We start from the raw sequence: 15,219 nt of genomic DNA on the forward strand, positions 1-15,219 counted from the left end.
TGCTTAGCCAAGCGCCTGTGTTGCTTCCTTGCTCGCCTTGCAGGTTGCTAGTACGCTAGAAGCACCTAGCATCTTAGTCCACGAACCTGATTTTGCCGCTGCCGGCTTTCTCTATCAGATCCTGGAGGTCGTAATACTTCAGCACGCCATACAGCACGTTGGAGTAGGCGTCGTTCTGCATCGGGTTCTGTAGCAGCTGTTGAAATGATTTCACGGATCGGGATATCTCCGTGCTGCTGATTCGTTGGTCGAGGTAGGCAGCGTGAACGGCAGCGGGGCCGTAGAGCCCGTTGGCAATTAGCTTTACCGGGTGGCCTTTCAGGTTAGGGTCGGTCGTTATGAAATCCAAGAGCGACTCTATATCCAGCACCCGCTGTCCCATTACCGGCGCGCCGATGTGCAGACCCAGCATGGCGTTGCGGTATTCCTTGGTCCAGTACTTCAAGTCGTTTAATTCGGCGGGGTCGGTTGTTTCGCCGAAGCCGCGCAGGTCGGCCAGCACCAGCAGGTCGCCCCGGTTCAGAAAGGCGTTTAGGGTCGGCTCATCGGCCAGTATATTCTCCTTGCCAGCGGCATTCAGATACAGCACTACAGTAGCCGTGGGAGTTACATTTTCCGGCGCCAGCACCACGCACGGCACCGGCATTTCGCCCGCCCGGTTGAGCTGGTATTTGCTGAGGGTGTACGTGCGAGCGGCCACCGTGCCCGTGCCTTCCACTCGAATTTTCGCTTGCGGAGTCATTATGCCGAGCAGTGCTCGTACCTGCTGAGTTACCGCGGCTCGGTCTTGCCGAATAAAGGCGGCGCGTTGCGCGGCGTAGCCCTGCGCCAGCGCTTGGTGGTACTGCGGCATACTAACTGCCTCCGGGAAAGCGGTGCTGATTTGCCCCGTGCTGGTGCAGAGCAATTCTTTTTCTGGAATGGCGGCCGCTGCGGTTTCCAGCACCGGCGTGGCATCTTTACAGAGCCAGGTTCGGAACCAAGTAATGGCGGCTTCACGCTTGGGCTGCGGCATGCCGTGACCCGTTTCGGCCGTAAACAGGCTAACCTGTTGGTCGGCCTTGAATACGTGATACACCTTTTTCAGCTCGTCGTACGCCTGCGTGGCGCCCCAATAGTCCACGAAGTCGTAGAGGCCGGACATAATGAGCAAAGGTTTGGGTGCAAACAGCGTCAGGAAATCCGAGATTTCCAGGTGCTCCCGGCCTTCATTGGGAATATGCTGGCACCCGTCCGAAGGGCCGCTCAGCTCCAGCACCCGCTCCCGCCGCGACACGTAGCTGCACACGGTGGCCGCTTTTATTCGCTGGTCCAGCGCAATCAGATACGTAGTTTGGGTGCCCCCGCCCGAACTGCCGATGCAGCCCATCTTGTTTTTGTCTAGGTCGGGCCGCGTTTCCAGGTAGTCGAGGGCCCGGGTGTTGTCGTAGTATTCGTAGGCGGCTACGCTGGTGCCCACCAGGTTGGCGCCGGCATTCAGGAGCGTGTGTTCGGTGGTCGCGCCGCGCGTCAGGGCGTTGCCGTTGCGGTCGGTTAGCTGGAGCCGCTCGCCCTGCGCTACCGGGTCGACGGCAAACACGGCAATGCCGTGCGAGGCAAACAATATTCCCACGCGCTGATCGGACACCTTGCCATTCATGCCGTGCCCAGAAAGCGACAAAACCACTGGAAAGGGTCCTTGGCCCGCCGGTACGTACAGGTTACCCGTTACGTAGCGGTGCGGGGCGCTTTCAAACATGATGCGCTCAACCCGGAATTCGGCCTGCGCCAAAGAACCCACAACCCGCGCGTTCAGCGCCATTTTCGGCGGTAAATCACCTAGGATGCCTTGATAGCGCGCCCGCCGGGTTTGCTGATACCGTAGCATGGCCTTTTGGGAAGACACGGCCTCACGCACTTCCATTAAGCGGTCGGCGTACTGCTGATGCACTGTGCGCATCAGGTAAGAGTTGTACGCAGTGTTGTTTTTCCAGGCTAGCGCCGCGGAATTCACCTGCCCTTTTACGGGCCAGCAGGCCCCTAGAAGTAGAACAAAAAGCAGCCAGTGGCGCATACGAGAGAAGCCAGCAGCTAGCCTATTTTGTAGGGTTGGGTGGGCATTGGCACCGGGTCGGGGAGCTTGGGTGGGTCGATTGCGACAGCGCCTTCCAGGCCGGAGCCGGTTACGTTGCTCACACTCAGCAGCGGACCGCTGAAACCCGTTACATGTAGGTCGCGCAGCTTGGCTTTCTTGATGTTGGCCAGCGCAATGCCTTTAGCGCAGGTGCCCGTCACGTTGATCAGCGAAAAGCCATCCAGCGGCTTGTTGGGATGCACCGAGGTGCCTTCTACTAGTACTGGTACGTCCTTGACGCGCACGTTGGAAAAGTGGAAGTTCTTGACCGTGGGAATGCCTTCGTCGCCGGGCACGGGGTTTTGGTCTTGCAAGCCGCTGCCCAGCAAGTTGAACCGCAGAAAGCCTCCCTCCATGCCCGCTACGTCGATATCATCGACGACAATGTTCTCGATGAAAGCGCCTCGGCCGGGCCGGCTCTTGATGTAGATGGCGTGGGTTTTGGCGTACGTGAACTTGCAGTGCTCGATGCGCACGTTGCGAATCCCACCCGATGTTTCGCTGCCAATCCCGATGCAAGCAAAGATAGAGTCGGCAAACGTGCAGTTGCTGATGTGCACGTCCTCGGTGGTGTGCAACAGCGAGTAGCCCTCCATGCCGCGCCCCGACTTCAGGGAAATGCAGTCGTCGCCGGTGTTGATGTCGCAGCCCTCGATGCGCACATGCTTGCACGAGTCGATATCGATGCCGTCGCCGTTCCCGCCGGTGCTGCGGATGGTAAGATTTTTAATGGCAATGTTTTCGCAGTACGTGGGATGCAAACACCACATCTGGAAATAGTCGGTCGAGAAATCCTCGAAGCGCAAATTGTTGCACCCAATAGGCTCAATCAGCGCTGGGTGACGCAACGGATTTTCGGCGTTGGGTCGGCCGCCCAGGGCGTGGTTGCCCATGATCTTGCCCGGCCCAACAACCCCGATATTATTGGCTTCAATAGCATAAATAAGCCCGACGTGGCCGGGTATCCATTTGCCTTCCCAACGCACTTGCATCACTGGGTAATCGGCGAAGTCGGGCGTGCCCAGCAGGAGAGCATCTTTGGCGAGGCGCAGCAGCGTGTTCGATTTCAAGGCAATAGCTCCCGTGAGGTAACTGCCAGCGGGCACTACCACTTCGCCGCCGCCTAACACCCAGCAGCGGTCTAGCGCCAATTGAATGGCCTTTGTGTCTTTGGTGGTACCGTCGCCGGTAGCGCCATAGTCGCGCACATTAAAGCTGACCTTGGGCTGGCCGGGGTTTGAACCGGCTGCGGCAACTTTCGAGTCGGCAAGCGCCTGGGTAGCTGTGTTGGTTACGCCGCATCCTACCAGCGAAGAAGCAACCGGCGCGACCAGTAAACTCTGTCCAGCCATTTTCAGAAAGCGCCGGCGCGTATTTGATTTTCCCATCGGATCTGCGTTTGGGTCGAGAAGGCAATGCTGTTGCGAAGTTCACAGAAAAGCAGCGGCCGCCTAAACTGCTGCTGCTTATGCTGACCGGCCTTTAGTAGCCGAAATTTTGCTTCACGTTAGGGTTGGTGTCGATGGTTGTCTGCGGAATGGGCAGCAGTTCTTTGCCCGCGTTTGGCTTGTACTCCGAAGCGAGGTTGGCAATGGTAGCATCGGTGATGGCAGTGCGCCACGCCACGGCCGTGGTGCCCGTAGGGGTAGTAGCTGGCGAAGGCCGGAAAAAGGAACGGGCCCACTGCACCGTGCCATTGTTCACGCGGTAGTAGTTGGTGGCCGGATAGTTGGCGTAGCGGCCGGTGCCGTTTTTCAGTTGGTTGAGGCTGGCCCGTACTTCGGTCAGCTTCTGGCCCAGCAAATTCCACCGAATCAGGTCGTACTTGCGGATGCCTTCGCCGCCTAGCTCCAGAAACCGCTCGTTGGCAATAGCCGTGAACATCTCGGCTTTGCTGCTGGTGGCCGGCAAGGCAGCGCGGGTGGCATTGCCGCCGTAGCCGCGGGTACGCACTTCCTGCACTGCGGCCCGGGCGGCGGCGGTCGGGCCGTTCAACTCGTTTTCAGCTTCCGCAAACATGAGCAGCACGTCCGCAAAGCGGATAAGGGGCCAGTTATATTGCAGGTAATTGTTGACCCCGGGCAGCGCCGGAGTGCGCCAATCACGCCGGAATTTACCGTCGGTCATTAAATTAAGGGGCGTGCCGCGCTGCTGGTTGTTGCTTTCCACGGTGTAGAGCGTCAGCGTGATGTCGCGGCGGACGTCGGTGGAGTCGAAGGCGTAGAAGTAGGTGGGTACCGCGCCAATAGAGCCCTGGGAGGTGCCGTAGGTGCTGGAGGCATTCAGCTTCGGGCCGTTGTAATATCCTAGCTTGCTGTCCGACTGGGAACTGGACCCAGCCATGGCCACTTCGAAAATGATTTCGTGGCTGACATCAAAGCTTAGTTTGTTGATGCTTTCGAAAAGGTTCTGGAAGCTTGGGTTGAGGGTGTGCTCCCCGCGCTTGGCCATCAGGTCGGCGCATTCCTGTCGGGCTATGCGGTAAAAGTCCAGGTAGTCGGCGGGACGCTCCATCTGGCCGGTGGTGGCATTGACCCGGTAGCCGCCGCGGTACAACGCCATGCGGGCGCGCAAGGCTTTCACGGCGCCCTTGGTGATCCGCTCGCTGGCGGGTCCGGCGGCCGAGCGCCAGGGTACCAGCTTTTCCGCTTGCAGCAAATCAGCTAACAGCTTGTCGCAGGTGGCATTGCGGTCGGTACTCGGCAAATTCAGGTCGGGGTTGTCGATGGAGGGCGTGAACGGGGCGGGCACGTCGCCCCAGTTGCGAATCAGCTCGAAGTAGTACTGCGCCCGGAGCGTGAGGGCTTCGCCATACAACCGGTGCAATGCCGCCGTGTCGGCGGCGGAGCCGCTGGTGTAGAGCGGCATCTGGGGTATGTATTTGATGCAGATGTTGGAGCGCTCCACGCCCTGGTAGAGCGTATTAAAGGGGTTGCGCACTTCATTGTTGACGGGCAGCGCCGTGTAGCGGGCAATACTTAAACGCAAGCCATCGGGCAAGGAACCCGGGCTGGCTTGCATTTCGTCGGTGTCGTAGGGGTAGTATAGGTTGAGGCGCGTCCCGTACGATGTATCGCCGGACAGCAGATCGTAGGCTCCAATAACGGCGGCCGTAGCCCCAGCTACGTCGAAAAACACATCATCGGCCGAGTACAAGGCCGCTGGATTAACGTCTAGGTACTCTTTGCAGGCCGTGACGCCCACTACGCTGGCCAGCGTAGCGGCGGCCAAGGTGGAGCGGAGAAAAAATGATTTCATTTTCAAGGGAATTAGAGCCTTACAAAGAGAGGTTGACCCCGAACAACAAGAGGCGGCTGCGCGGGTAGCCGCCGTAGTCCACCCCGGGCGTGAGGGGTGAAGAGCGGCGCGTGTTCACCTCCGGATCGTACCCCGTGTATTTCGTGAAGGTGTAGAGGTTGTTGGCCGTCACGTAGAAGCGCAGTTGGGTGAGCTTCACCTTGGCAATCACCTCTTTTGGCAGCGAGTAGCCCAGCGTGACGTTGTTGATGCGCAAAAACGAGCCGTTCTCTATGGCCCACGAGTGCACGAAGTACTGGCGGGTAGGCTGCCAGATGGTGGCATTCTGGTTTACCTGCCGCGACGTTTCCAAATCGGTAATGGGCGTGCCATTGGCATCAATGGTGCGGTAGCGGCCGTTCATAACGGCTAGCTGGTTGGTGTAGGGGTTCACTGCCGAAGTGTATTCCAGCTTGTTGGCATTGTAGATATCATTGCCAAGCACGAAGTTGAGGAACACGCTGGCATCAAAGCCCTTGAAGCTGAACTGCTGATTGAAGCCCCCCGTGAGCTTGGGGTTGGCATTGCCAATAACCGTTCGGTCGAGGTCGTTGACAACACCGTCGCCGTTCACGTCGCGGAGCTTAATAATGCCCGGCGCCACGGGCTGGCCCTGCACCGTGGCATCAGAAGGAATATCCCCTTTCAAAATCCAGGTCCGGTTGGTGGCATTGTAGCCCTGGAAATCGTCGGCGGTGTAGAAACCTTCGGTGATGTAACCATACATCAACCCAATGGGGTCACCGACGCGCGCCAGAAAATCGGAGGCAATGGCCGTGCTGGCCCAGCTCGAGTTAATGCCCGCAATTCCTTGAATAGGCCCTAGGTTTTCGATGCGGCCCCGATTGAGCGAGGTGTTGGCGCTGGCGGTCCACGTGAACTCTTTGGTTTGCAGCACCGTACCGCTCAGCTGCAATTCAAAACCGCGGTTCGAGGTGGAGCCAATGTTTTGCAGCTGCGTAGAGTAACCGGAAGTCGGCGTAATCGGCACGTCCACGAGCAAGTCGCGGGTGGTGTTCTTGTACACATCCGCCGTGAACTGGACGCGGCTGTTAAACAAGCTCAAATCCAAACCCACGTTGCGCGACACCGTGGTTTCCCATTGCAGATTCGGGTTGGGCAGCGAAGTGGTTACCGTGCCGAGGGTAATGGCTTTGTTGAGGCCGTACTGCCCCCCACCCGCCTGAAAAAACTGGCTGTACAGAAAGTCGCCGATGCGGTTATTGCCCGCCAAGCCATAGCTTAAGCGCAGTTTCAGGTCGGAAATCGGGGTGACGGACTTCATGAATTCCTCGCGGGAAAGCCGCCATGCCAGTGAAGCCGCCGGGAAATAGCCGATGCGCTGCCCCGTCGCAAACTTCGACGATGCATCCGCCCGCAGGGTCCCGGTAAACAGAAACTTCTCGTCAAACGAGTAGTTCACCCGGCTAAAGCCCGACAGCAGCCGCGAGTCGGCACCGATGCCGGTGGTGGGATTGGGCTGCCGGGCCGTGCTGTTGGGCAGTACGCCCTGATTGATGTTGGCAATAGCCCTCTCGGCCGTAATGCTTAGGGGCAGAAAGTAGCTTTGGATGTTGAGCGAAGTAAGCAGCTGCTGATAAATCTCTTGCCCCACCAGCGCGTCAACTGAGTGCCGCCCCTGCTTGAACGCATAAGTTAGCACGTTGGAGTTGTTGATGGTGTTTTGCTGGCTGGTGTTGATGGCCGCAAATGGCAAGTTCTGGTAGGGCCCCGACGGCGACAGAATAGCTGGCGAGTAGCGGCCCGAGAAAATCTCCTGCCGGTTATTGGTGATGTCGAATCCGACCGTAGAGCGAAACACCAGGTTTTTGGTGAAGTTGAAACTGATGTTGCCGCCCAGGTTGAGGTTGCGCAACTTGTCCCGGCGGTAGTCGTTGTCGATGGCAATCACCGGATTCACCAAACTGGAACTGCTAAAGAAGTTGGGGTCGAACACGCCGGGGTCCAGCGCGCCGGGCAGCGTCAGGGTCAGCGGGAGAAACTGGTCGACGTTGCGCAGGCGGGTCGCCGAGTTGGAGTTGTTTGTCGTCACACCCTGCCCGTTCGACACCTGATCGTTGTAGCGGACATTCACCCCGAAGCGAAACTTGTCGGAAACGGTGTTGTCGAAGCGGAAATTGACCAAGTTGCGGGCGTAATCCGACTTAAGTTGGATGCCGTCTTCGTCGTTGCGAGTCAAGCTCAGAGAAAAAGTCGAGTTCTTGCTGCCGCCGGCCAAGGAAATGTTGTGCGTCTGCTGGAAGGCGTCGCGGCCAAACACTTGGTCTTGCCAGTCCACGAACGGCAAGTTGCGCGCCGTGTTCAGCGTGTCGCCGGTGAAATTGCGGCTACCGAAGAACGCTTTATAGGCGGGCAGGGTGTTGGTATTCACCGCCCGTTCGTACTGATAGTCAACGAAGTCCGCCGGCTTCATCAAGTCCAGCTTCTTGCTGATTTGGCGCACCCCCGCAAAGCCACTGTACGTAATGATGGTACGGCCCTCCCGGCCGTTTTTGGTGGTAATAATAACGACCCCGTTTGCGCCGCGGGCCCCGTAAATAGCCGTAGCGGCGGCGTCCTTAAGCACATCAACCGAGGCAATATCCTGCGGCGCAATCACGCTCAGCGCATTTTCAATCTGCACCCCATCCACTACGTACAGCGGCGAGTTGTCTTGCGTGACGGACCCGCCCCCCGGATACGAATCTGCACGTTGGAATTGCCGGGAGTACCTTCTGCACTGGTTACTTGCACGCCCGCCAAGCGGCCCGACAAAGCCTCCGCCGCCGAGTTTACGGGCACGTCCTTGATCTGCTGCGCATTCACCGAGGAAACCGAACCCGTCACGTCGCGGCGGTTAACCTGCTGATAGCCGATAACCACTACCTCTTCCAGTGCTTTTGCGTCGGGGCTCAGTACCACGGCTACGCTGCTACGGTCGCCTACTTCCACATCTTTGGCGACAAACCCCACGTAGCTCACGCGCAACGTTACGTTGGTGGTGGTAGCCGGCACACTCAAGCTGAACTTGCCTTCCATATCTGTGGAAGCGCCGATAGTTGTGCCTTTGACAATCACTGTTACGCCGGGCAGCACCTCGCCCTTATCCGTGGAGGTTACACTTCCCTGAATGCGCCTTTCCTGCGCCATGGCGGTCAGCGCTGTACTCAGCAGCAACCCGGTTAACAGTAGGGGTTTTCTCATTTAAGGTGGGGTTAACAGTGAGAGGTCACGTAGTGCGGATGTAGCACCGGGGCTGGTGTTATAGCAGCTGATAGCAATCGATTACAGGCTGATTTTAAGTGGTTAAGGTAGCTGGGGCTTGTTGCTATGAAGGCATTGATAAGCACCAACTACTAAAATCAGCCTGTCTGTAAGGTTAGAAGTCTTATTATCCAGTTTACTGATGGAGAACTTCTATTTAATGTTAGCTTACTTCCTGATAAAAAGGACCATAGTACTGCGCTAATTATTTATGCAAACGTTGTCGGGAACGTTACCAAATGCAGTAAGAGCGGCAAGCCAAGTTATCGGCTTCGTTGCTTTGCAGACTAAGCAATGGACTCCCATTCAGCTTCTCTTTTCCTCGTTGAGTTTATGATGGGCTCCATTTCACTAGCAAGGCCACTCTATGGTAAGCTGACCGCTAAAAACCACTATTTCTATTTTCGCCTTATGCGCAACCGTCTTTTCTGGGTGCTTTTATGGTTGCTGTCGGCCGGCTTGGTAGCGGCTCAGCAACGGCCAGCCATGTACTACAGCGACACCACCCGCACGGGTCGGCCCATGGCCAAAGACCCGTACGTGCTGCGTTTCAAAGGCCAGTATTTTATGTATTACTCTATTCCGCCCAACGCCGAGTTTGGCTGGTGCATAGGCATTGCCACGTCCTCGGACCTAACCCACTGGACCCGGGCCGGCGAGTTGACCCCGGCTCCTCACGCGGACTACGAGAAAAAAGGCCTCTGTGCCCCGGGGCGCTGGTGCGCAACGACACGATTCACCTCTTCTACCAAACCTACGGCAACGGCCCTAAAGATGCTCTGTGTCACGCCGTTTCCACGGACGGCTTGCACTTCGTGCGCGACGCTTCCAACCCTATCTTTCACCCCACCGGCGCCTGGACGGGAGGCCGCGCCATCGATGCCGAAGTGGTGGCGTTTCGCAAGCGCTACTTGCTGTTGTTTGCCACCCGCGACCCGGCTTTCGAGATTCAGATGCAGGGCGTAGCCGGCACGCGCGGCTTACCAACAAACCTGGGCCGCGCTGCTTGGCAGCAGCTAGCAGATTCCTCTGTTCTGCGCCCGCAGCTGCCGTGGGAGAAAAAGTGCGTGGAAGGCGCTTCTTGCCTGCAACGAGGCAGGTGGCTCTATTTGTTCTACGCGGGCGGCTACAACAACGAGCCGCAGCAGATTGGCATAGCCCGCAGCCGCGACGGAGTGCGCTGGCAGCGCCTCTCCAACGAGCCATTTCTGAAAAACGGCGCGCCCGGCAGCTGGAACGCCAGCGAATCGGGCCATCCAGATATCTTCCGGGACGTGGACGGGCGCACGTACTTGTTCTTCCAGGGCAACAACGACAACGGGAAGACGTGGTATCTCTCGAAAGTGGAAGTGAAATGGAAGCGCCACAAGCCCTACTTAGTTCTCGAATAAAGCCGTTAGCTACGACGGGGTGGCCCTCGCGTCGGGCAGTCTGTAAAGCAAGGCTCCTTAGTGCCACTGCCCATCTCGGGGAAGCCGCTCAATGACCAGCCCAAACAACTCCTGAGCGTGTCCGTGACCCTGTCCCGCTTTCTCCCTACCCCCTTTCGCAGCGCTGGCTGACGTGTCTTCTGCTTACAAACGGACTAAGAATGCTACAAACTGATGTACAGGTGGTGAAAGGCCCTTTCTACCCCGCAGCCCTACTTCTACCTTGTTGCTCTTACTCAGGGCAAACCACAGGCTTGGCATTGAGTAAGGCCGGGACCGAGACCAACTCTACATCGGTGAAGGTGCGGAGGTAGGCTTCCAAAAAGGGTTTGTGCGAGGCGCCGACGATTAAGAGGGCCCGTCCGCCCGCTATGGGGGCCGTGGCCTCCCGAATAGCTACGGCCATGCGAAGGTTCTGGGCTTCCCAGGCGGCAACCCGTTGTCGTCCCACCCGGCCCATTTTCTCGCTCCGCAGCATCGACAGCCACTGGGCGTCGGCGTCCAGTTCCGCAAAGCGTGGCGAATTTTTCCACTTCAGCGCGGGCATAACTTCGGCGGCGGTAGCCATCTTCAGGGCTTCTTCTGGTACCGCCCGGAACTCGGGCGTGTTATGGTTAAATAAATCCACTTGACCAGACTCGGCGGAAACCGCAGCCTTCAGCGCCGCAAAGTCCGGCTGGGTTACGTCGCTTGCGTGGTCCCCCGCCCCATATACTCGTTCTAACCCCAGGTCCGCCGCCAGGCGAGCGGCCATCGACGACATTTCGTTGCGCATATTGGCAAAAAGGGTGACCTGTTTGGCTAATGCCGGGGAAATGCCGTCGGCCCCGATGCGCTCGGCCATCGGCAAACGTAGCCATTGAACGGTAGCGGACAAGGGTTCGGCCGCCGCGACGAACAAACCCGCCAGGCGCCGCCGGTCCGCGGGAGTCAAGTTGCCTTTTTCACTTAGCTCATTGGCCTGCACTAAAGCCTGAGCCGCCGTCAGGTGCAGGTCGGCTTGGGCCGCTTTCGCCATCGCCAAGGTCGGACCAGCGTACTGGTTGGCCGTGCCATGATAGGCCGCATACGCCTCAAGGCCCATGATTTGCTCCCCCGACATGGCCTCGGTTAGAATAAGGTCCGGCTTATAGGTGCGTAGGCGACATAACACCGGTTCCAGCCACGCAACCTGGAAAGAGGCCGGGGCTGTGTCGAGATGCCCGATGCCAAAAATCATTACTTGAGTCGGCGCAAGAGCTAGTTTTGGCTTGGCCACCGCCGGGTCAAATGGCTGTTCACTTTTAGCGGGCAGGTGCTGAGCAGAAGGGGAATCGGTTTGCGTGGCTTTACAGGCTGGCAGCGCCAACAATAGCCCAACAAGCAACCCGCCCACGGGCGCTGCTCCGCTGAATACGTCTCGACTTAAGTGGGCGGCTTTGGCAAAGCGTAAGCGGCTGACAAATTTCATGTTAGCTGCCAAAGCAGCAGCAGAAGAAAGCGTTTTATAAAAGAGCGACATCAACACAAAGGCTAGTATTAATTCTGAAAGCAGGTACTGCTTCTGCCTATAAAACAGGAAATCAGTTTGGGTAATATATGGCAGCAGAGTTTTGAGCTAACAACAAGCCTTAAAGATGACATGAATGAGTGCTACCTCAAAAAGCAAAAGCTTAAAAGGAAAAGTACCATGCAAATCGGCGGGGCTAAGCAGATTATACCCCCCCTTTGCCGAGGTTTATACTAGAAAAATATTAGTTTAAATAATATCCTCGCTAACAATGCACGGCTTTAACGCGCTTTAGCTAATCCTATAGTACAAGTTGCAAAATCGACCTTATTCTAAATAAAAAGCCATCTACTCGTTCTCCCGATTCCCAATAATCACTTGTTCATTGGAATAAGAGGAACTGTTAGCGAGACGTTTACAGGGTTTCCCTTTTGCTGTGCCGGTACAAAATCTTTCATTTGGTTTAGCAGGCGCGCCACTTCGTAATACGTGCTAGTTGGAATCCTGATGTCACTCGGCACGGCGCTTACTCTCGGTTGCGTCGGCTTACCATTTTTATCCACGGTAAACGTGAGAAACAGCCCCTTAACACCGGGCGGCCGCGTAGGTCGGTTTTGGGCAATCAACGCCAGCAACCCCTTATTTCCTCCATCTTTATAGAACGGCATTCGTTCCGCGTACGAATACTCCGGCTCATAAAGTGGCAGTAACCGAAAAGGCGAGTTGTTCTCGCCAGGCGTTGGCACTTGCCCCCACCCGTAGTGGCCAAGCAAACTCAAACTTAGGGTGCATCCTAGCGTCACGACGCTTCGACCCAAAGAGCAACAAGCAGTCCTAACGAAGAGAGAGGGCATAACTAATTCTGAATCAGCGTGAACCTAAAGCAGCTAACGCCCGGTAAGCCTGAATAGTATAGGCGGTTACTGGTGCCATGACCAACGTTTCTGAGGTGGCGCAGGCCATAACAAGTAATCAAGCTCGCTACTACCGGTCCGACAGTTACGGCTCGCAACCGTTACCGCAGCAGTCGTTTGCTGCTTGCGTGGCCAGGTGCTTGTGCAGGCTCTCATACTGCCCTTTGTAGGTGGTATAATGCAGGCGTTAGAAGTTGCGGCTGTCCTTCGGTAGTTTTGACCCATTCCTGTTTCTGCTTCACGCTACACGCGGCCCGGAAGTAGCCTCCAGGCCGGGCTTACTGCCTATGCACGACTCGCTGCTATTACTTATTCGCCACTTTATTACCCTAACCCCGGCCGAGGAAGACCTGATTCGGCAGTGGTTCGTGCCCGAAACCTTGCCCAAAGGCGCTTTCTTCCTGCGACCCGGCGAGGTGAGCCGCAAAGTTGGCTTCGTGCTGCAAGGCCTATTTCATAACTTCCAGAGCCGCGATGGTCAGGAGCTAACGTATTATTTCGGGCGCGAGCAAGAGTTCATCGGTGACTACAGTAGCTTTTTGCCCGCCCGCCCCGCTGTGCGCGGCATTCAGGCCCTGGAAGAGGCCCACCTTCTGACCATCACCCACGATAACCTGCAGCAGCTTTATCGGGAAATCCGTGAGGGCGAGCGGTTCGGTCGTCTCATTGCCGAGACCCTGTTTGTAGACGTGCTAGACCAACTCACCTCGTTTTACGAAGACACGCCTGCGCAGCGCTACGCCCGCTTTGTGCGTATCTATCCCGACTTGCAGCAGCGCATTCCGCAGTATTATATCGCCTCCTACGTTGGGGTCAAGCCGCAGTCACTGAGCCGAATTCGGGGCCGCGCAGCCGGGTAGTACGCATTACATTTATGCACTTAAGTGAATGATTGGGAGGGCGGCACAACCACACCTTTGTGTCGTACCAAACCTCCCTCGACTATGCGTCGCATCCTTCCCCGCAGCTTGAGTCTGCTCACCGGCCTCGGCATGCTTTTTATTGGCCTGCGCTTTCTGCTGGCCCCTCGTGCCGGAGCCGAAGGCTTTGGCGTGTTCTTACCACTCACAGACACGCAGTACGCTTTCCACTACGCCAAAGGCATCCGTGATGTATTCTCGGGCCTGCTCCTGGTTGCCTTCGCCGGGCTGGGCTACGACCGACCCCTGGCCTGGGTGCTGCTGTTCGGCGCACTAATTCCGAGCGTGGACCTAACCATCGTGCTGAACCAACCCACCGCCTCGTGGTCTTTTGCAATGCCCCACCTTGTTGCTATTGGCCTGCTACTGGGCCTTGCGGCCGCTTTGTTCACCACGCCCCGCCCGGCTGCCCCGGCGGGCACTCAGCTCCCGGAGACGCTTACCCGGTCAGCATCATGAGTTCCCTATGGTCTGCCGGGCTAGTAGCTCTGGCCTTGCTCAGCAGCGGCGTTGTGTACGGCACCGATGTCTTCTTTGCCCTTGTGGCCCGCTCCGCCTTGCGGCGGGTCGATGAAGCCAGCCTCACGCAGGTACTAGGCCACCTACACGCCGTGGCTGATGTCCGCATGCCGCTCGTGGGAGTTACGGCTCTGTTCAGTACCGGGGGGCTCTTCTTCGTGGCGGGCGGGTGGCCGACGCTGCCTGGCCGCCTAGCGCTACTGGCGCTAACTGGGTTGCTGTCGCAGTTGGCGGCGTATCTGCTCGTCGCCCAGCCCGTCAACAAACGCCAAACCGCGGCTGCATTTCAACATCAGACGCCCCCAGATGCCCGCGCCCTGCAAGACCGTTGGGACAGTGTTATCGGTCTGCGAGCCGGGGCGCTCACTGTGGCCGTGGCGGCCTTAATCGGAGTAGCCTTGCATTTGCCCCGCTAAGGCCGTCGCCTCGTCGCGGAGCAGGATAGCCCGGCGGGTTCCGGCAAAGCTTCGCGCCGACAAACTGAGTAACTAATGGCAAATCTAAGGAGGCTTTTTCCCGCCTTGGCAAGGCTTTTCTGGCAGTAGAAAGGACTGCTGAAGCGGAAAAATCCCTTGCGTCGCGGGCGGCGCAATAGGCGGCAACTCTTAACCAGCTTGCACAGGGGCTTTGGACTTGAAACGGGCTTATCCAAAAGCCGCAGAAAAGAGTATCCCGCCGGAGCGGCCTTGGTTCACGGGTTAGAAACGAACATTTGCAACCCGTGAACCGGCTTTTTACTGCTTACTTGAGGTTGGCCACGAACTCGATAACGTTGCCGTGCAAGTCCGTGATAAATCCACACCGTTTGCCAATGGGCGGGACGTTAAACGGTTCGCGCGCCACCGGAACGCCTCTTTCTTGCAGAGCCGCCAACGTCTCGTCCACGTTATCCACCTCTAGGCACAGATGCTGAAAACCCGAACTGATGGGGTGAGAAGGATTCGGCTGTGGGTCTGATAGGCCCCCGCTCAGTACTTCGATCCAGAAGTGGTCGTCATTGGCCGGCGCGAGGAAAGCTAGCTGTAAGTCCCCCACTGTCCATTTCTTGAGCACCCGGAAGCCGAGCTTTTCCGTGTACCAGTGAATCGTGCCCTCGAAATCTGTCGTGCGCAGCCCTACATGGGCGCCGCGCATTTTTCCGTTGATGCCCTGAGGCACTTTCGCCGGCAATTCTATTGCTATCTTTTCCATGAGGCTAATTCCTGTTAGGCTACCCAGTTGATTTGGGCGTCCAAAGGTCCGGGTTGGCCCCAAGGGAAGTATGGTGAATATT

11 protein-coding genes and 1 pseudogene are annotated in these 15,219 nt (G+C 57.4%); 4 read left to right on the forward strand and 8 right to left on the reverse strand.

Annotated elements, in window-relative coordinates:
* Positions 1-73 precede the first annotated feature (73 nt).
* The 5 genes from MUN86_RS24800 to MUN86_RS24820 all read right to left on the reverse strand — a co-directional run bounded on the left by MUN86_RS24800 (position 74) and on the right by MUN86_RS24820 (position 8,614).
* Positions 74-2,053, reverse strand: coding sequence for an alpha/beta hydrolase family protein (locus MUN86_RS24800; RefSeq protein WP_245126598.1), 1,980 nt, complete (start codon positions 2,051-2,053; stop codon positions 74-76).
* A gap of 17 nt (positions 2,054-2,070) precedes the next feature.
* Positions 2,071-3,501, reverse strand: coding sequence for a glycoside hydrolase family 28 protein (locus tag MUN86_RS24805; protein ID WP_245126600.1), 1,431 nt, complete (start codon positions 3,499-3,501; stop codon positions 2,071-2,073).
* Positions 3,502-3,595: 94 nt separating this feature from the next.
* Complete coding sequence (locus MUN86_RS24810) at positions 3,596-5,371, reverse strand: RagB/SusD family nutrient uptake outer membrane protein (RefSeq protein ID WP_245126602.1); 1,776 nt, start codon at positions 5,369-5,371, stop codon at positions 3,596-3,598.
* Positions 5,372-5,390: 19 nt separating this feature from the next.
* A complete protein-coding gene (locus MUN86_RS24815; protein ID WP_245126604.1) occupies positions 5,391-8,063 on the reverse strand; it encodes a SusC/RagA family TonB-linked outer membrane protein in 2,673 nt (890 codons plus the stop codon).
* The gene (locus tag MUN86_RS24820; protein WP_245126606.1) at positions 8,063-8,614 is read right to left on the reverse strand and encodes a carboxypeptidase-like regulatory domain-containing protein; all 552 of its coding nucleotides are present in this window, start codon (positions 8,612-8,614) and stop codon (positions 8,063-8,065) included. The genes MUN86_RS24815 and MUN86_RS24820 overlap by 1 nt, the downstream gene beginning before the upstream one ends.
* A 471-nt stretch (positions 8,615-9,085) precedes the next feature.
* Between MUN86_RS24820 and MUN86_RS24825 the strand changes: the two are divergent.
* Positions 9,086-10,065: pseudogene (locus MUN86_RS24825) on the forward strand (family 43 glycosylhydrolase).
* Between the two features lie 271 nt (positions 10,066-10,336).
* Here the strand turns inward: MUN86_RS24825 and MUN86_RS24830 are convergent.
* Entirely contained in the window at positions 10,337-11,605 is a 1,269-nt protein-coding gene (locus tag MUN86_RS24830) for a DUF5694 domain-containing protein (protein ID WP_245126608.1), read from the reverse strand.
* Positions 11,606-11,967: 362 nt separating this feature from the next.
* The gene (locus MUN86_RS24835) at positions 11,968-12,411 is read right to left on the reverse strand and encodes a hypothetical protein (RefSeq protein WP_245126610.1); all 444 of its coding nucleotides are present in this window, start codon (positions 12,409-12,411) and stop codon (positions 11,968-11,970) included.
* A 383-nt stretch (positions 12,412-12,794) separates the two neighbouring features.
* Between MUN86_RS24835 and MUN86_RS24840 the strand changes: the two genes are divergently transcribed.
* The 3 genes from MUN86_RS24840 (at position 12,795) to MUN86_RS24850 (ending at position 14,362) form a co-directional block, all read left to right on the forward strand.
* Positions 12,795-13,367: a Crp/Fnr family transcriptional regulator gene (locus MUN86_RS24840; protein WP_245126612.1), complete on the forward strand. Its 573-nt coding sequence runs from the start codon at positions 12,795-12,797 to the stop codon at positions 13,365-13,367.
* An 84-nt stretch (positions 13,368-13,451) separates the two neighbouring features.
* Complete coding sequence (locus tag MUN86_RS24845) at positions 13,452-13,886, forward strand: DUF4267 domain-containing protein (RefSeq protein WP_245126614.1); 435 nt, start codon at positions 13,452-13,454, stop codon at positions 13,884-13,886.
* Positions 13,883-14,362, forward strand: coding sequence for a DUF1772 domain-containing protein (locus tag MUN86_RS24850; RefSeq protein WP_245126616.1), 480 nt, complete (start codon positions 13,883-13,885; stop codon positions 14,360-14,362). Before MUN86_RS24845 ends, MUN86_RS24850 begins: the two co-directional genes overlap by 4 nt.
* Positions 14,363-14,687: 325 nt before the next feature.
* Here the strand turns inward: MUN86_RS24850 and MUN86_RS24855 are convergent, their stop codons facing one another.
* Positions 14,688-15,137 carry a VOC family protein gene (locus tag MUN86_RS24855; protein ID WP_245126618.1) on the reverse strand — a complete coding sequence of 150 codons (450 nt, stop codon included), beginning with the start codon at positions 15,135-15,137 and terminating at the stop codon, positions 14,688-14,690.
* Between the last annotated feature and the right edge of the window lie 82 nt (positions 15,138-15,219).

This window comes from Hymenobacter volaticus (assembly GCF_022921055.1).
Taxonomy (GTDB): Bacteria; Bacteroidota; Bacteroidia; order Cytophagales; family Hymenobacteraceae; genus Hymenobacter; species Hymenobacter volaticus.

Bases quoted from the DNA above. Each gene is read 5' to 3' on its own strand.
- MUN86_RS24805 (WP_245126600.1), bottom strand. From the start codon at position 3,501: ATGGGAAAATCAAATACGCGCCGGCGCTTTCTGAAAATGGCTGGACAG.
- MUN86_RS24800 (WP_245126598.1), bottom strand. From the start codon at position 2,053: ATGCGCCACTGGCTGCTTTTTGTTCTACTTCTAGGGGCCTGCTGGCCC.
- MUN86_RS24850 (WP_245126616.1), top strand. From the start codon at position 13,883: ATGAGTTCCCTATGGTCTGCCGGGCTAGTAGCTCTGGCCTTGCTCAGC.
- MUN86_RS24845 (WP_245126614.1), top strand. From the start codon at position 13,452: ATGCGTCGCATCCTTCCCCGCAGCTTGAGTCTGCTCACCGGCCTCGGC.
- MUN86_RS24810 (WP_245126602.1), bottom strand. From the start codon at position 5,371: ATGAAATCATTTTTTCTCCGCTCCACCTTGGCCGCCGCTACGCTGGCC.
- MUN86_RS24840 (WP_245126612.1), top strand. From the start codon at position 12,795: ATGCACGACTCGCTGCTATTACTTATTCGCCACTTTATTACCCTAACC.
- MUN86_RS24830 (WP_245126608.1), bottom strand. From the start codon at position 11,605: ATGTCGCTCTTTTATAAAACGCTTTCTTCTGCTGCTGCTTTGGCAGCT.
- MUN86_RS24855 (WP_245126618.1), bottom strand. From the start codon at position 15,137: ATGGAAAAGATAGCAATAGAATTGCCGGCGAAAGTGCCTCAGGGCATC.
- MUN86_RS24820 (WP_245126606.1), bottom strand. From the start codon at position 8,614: ATGAGAAAACCCCTACTGTTAACCGGGTTGCTGCTGAGTACAGCGCTG.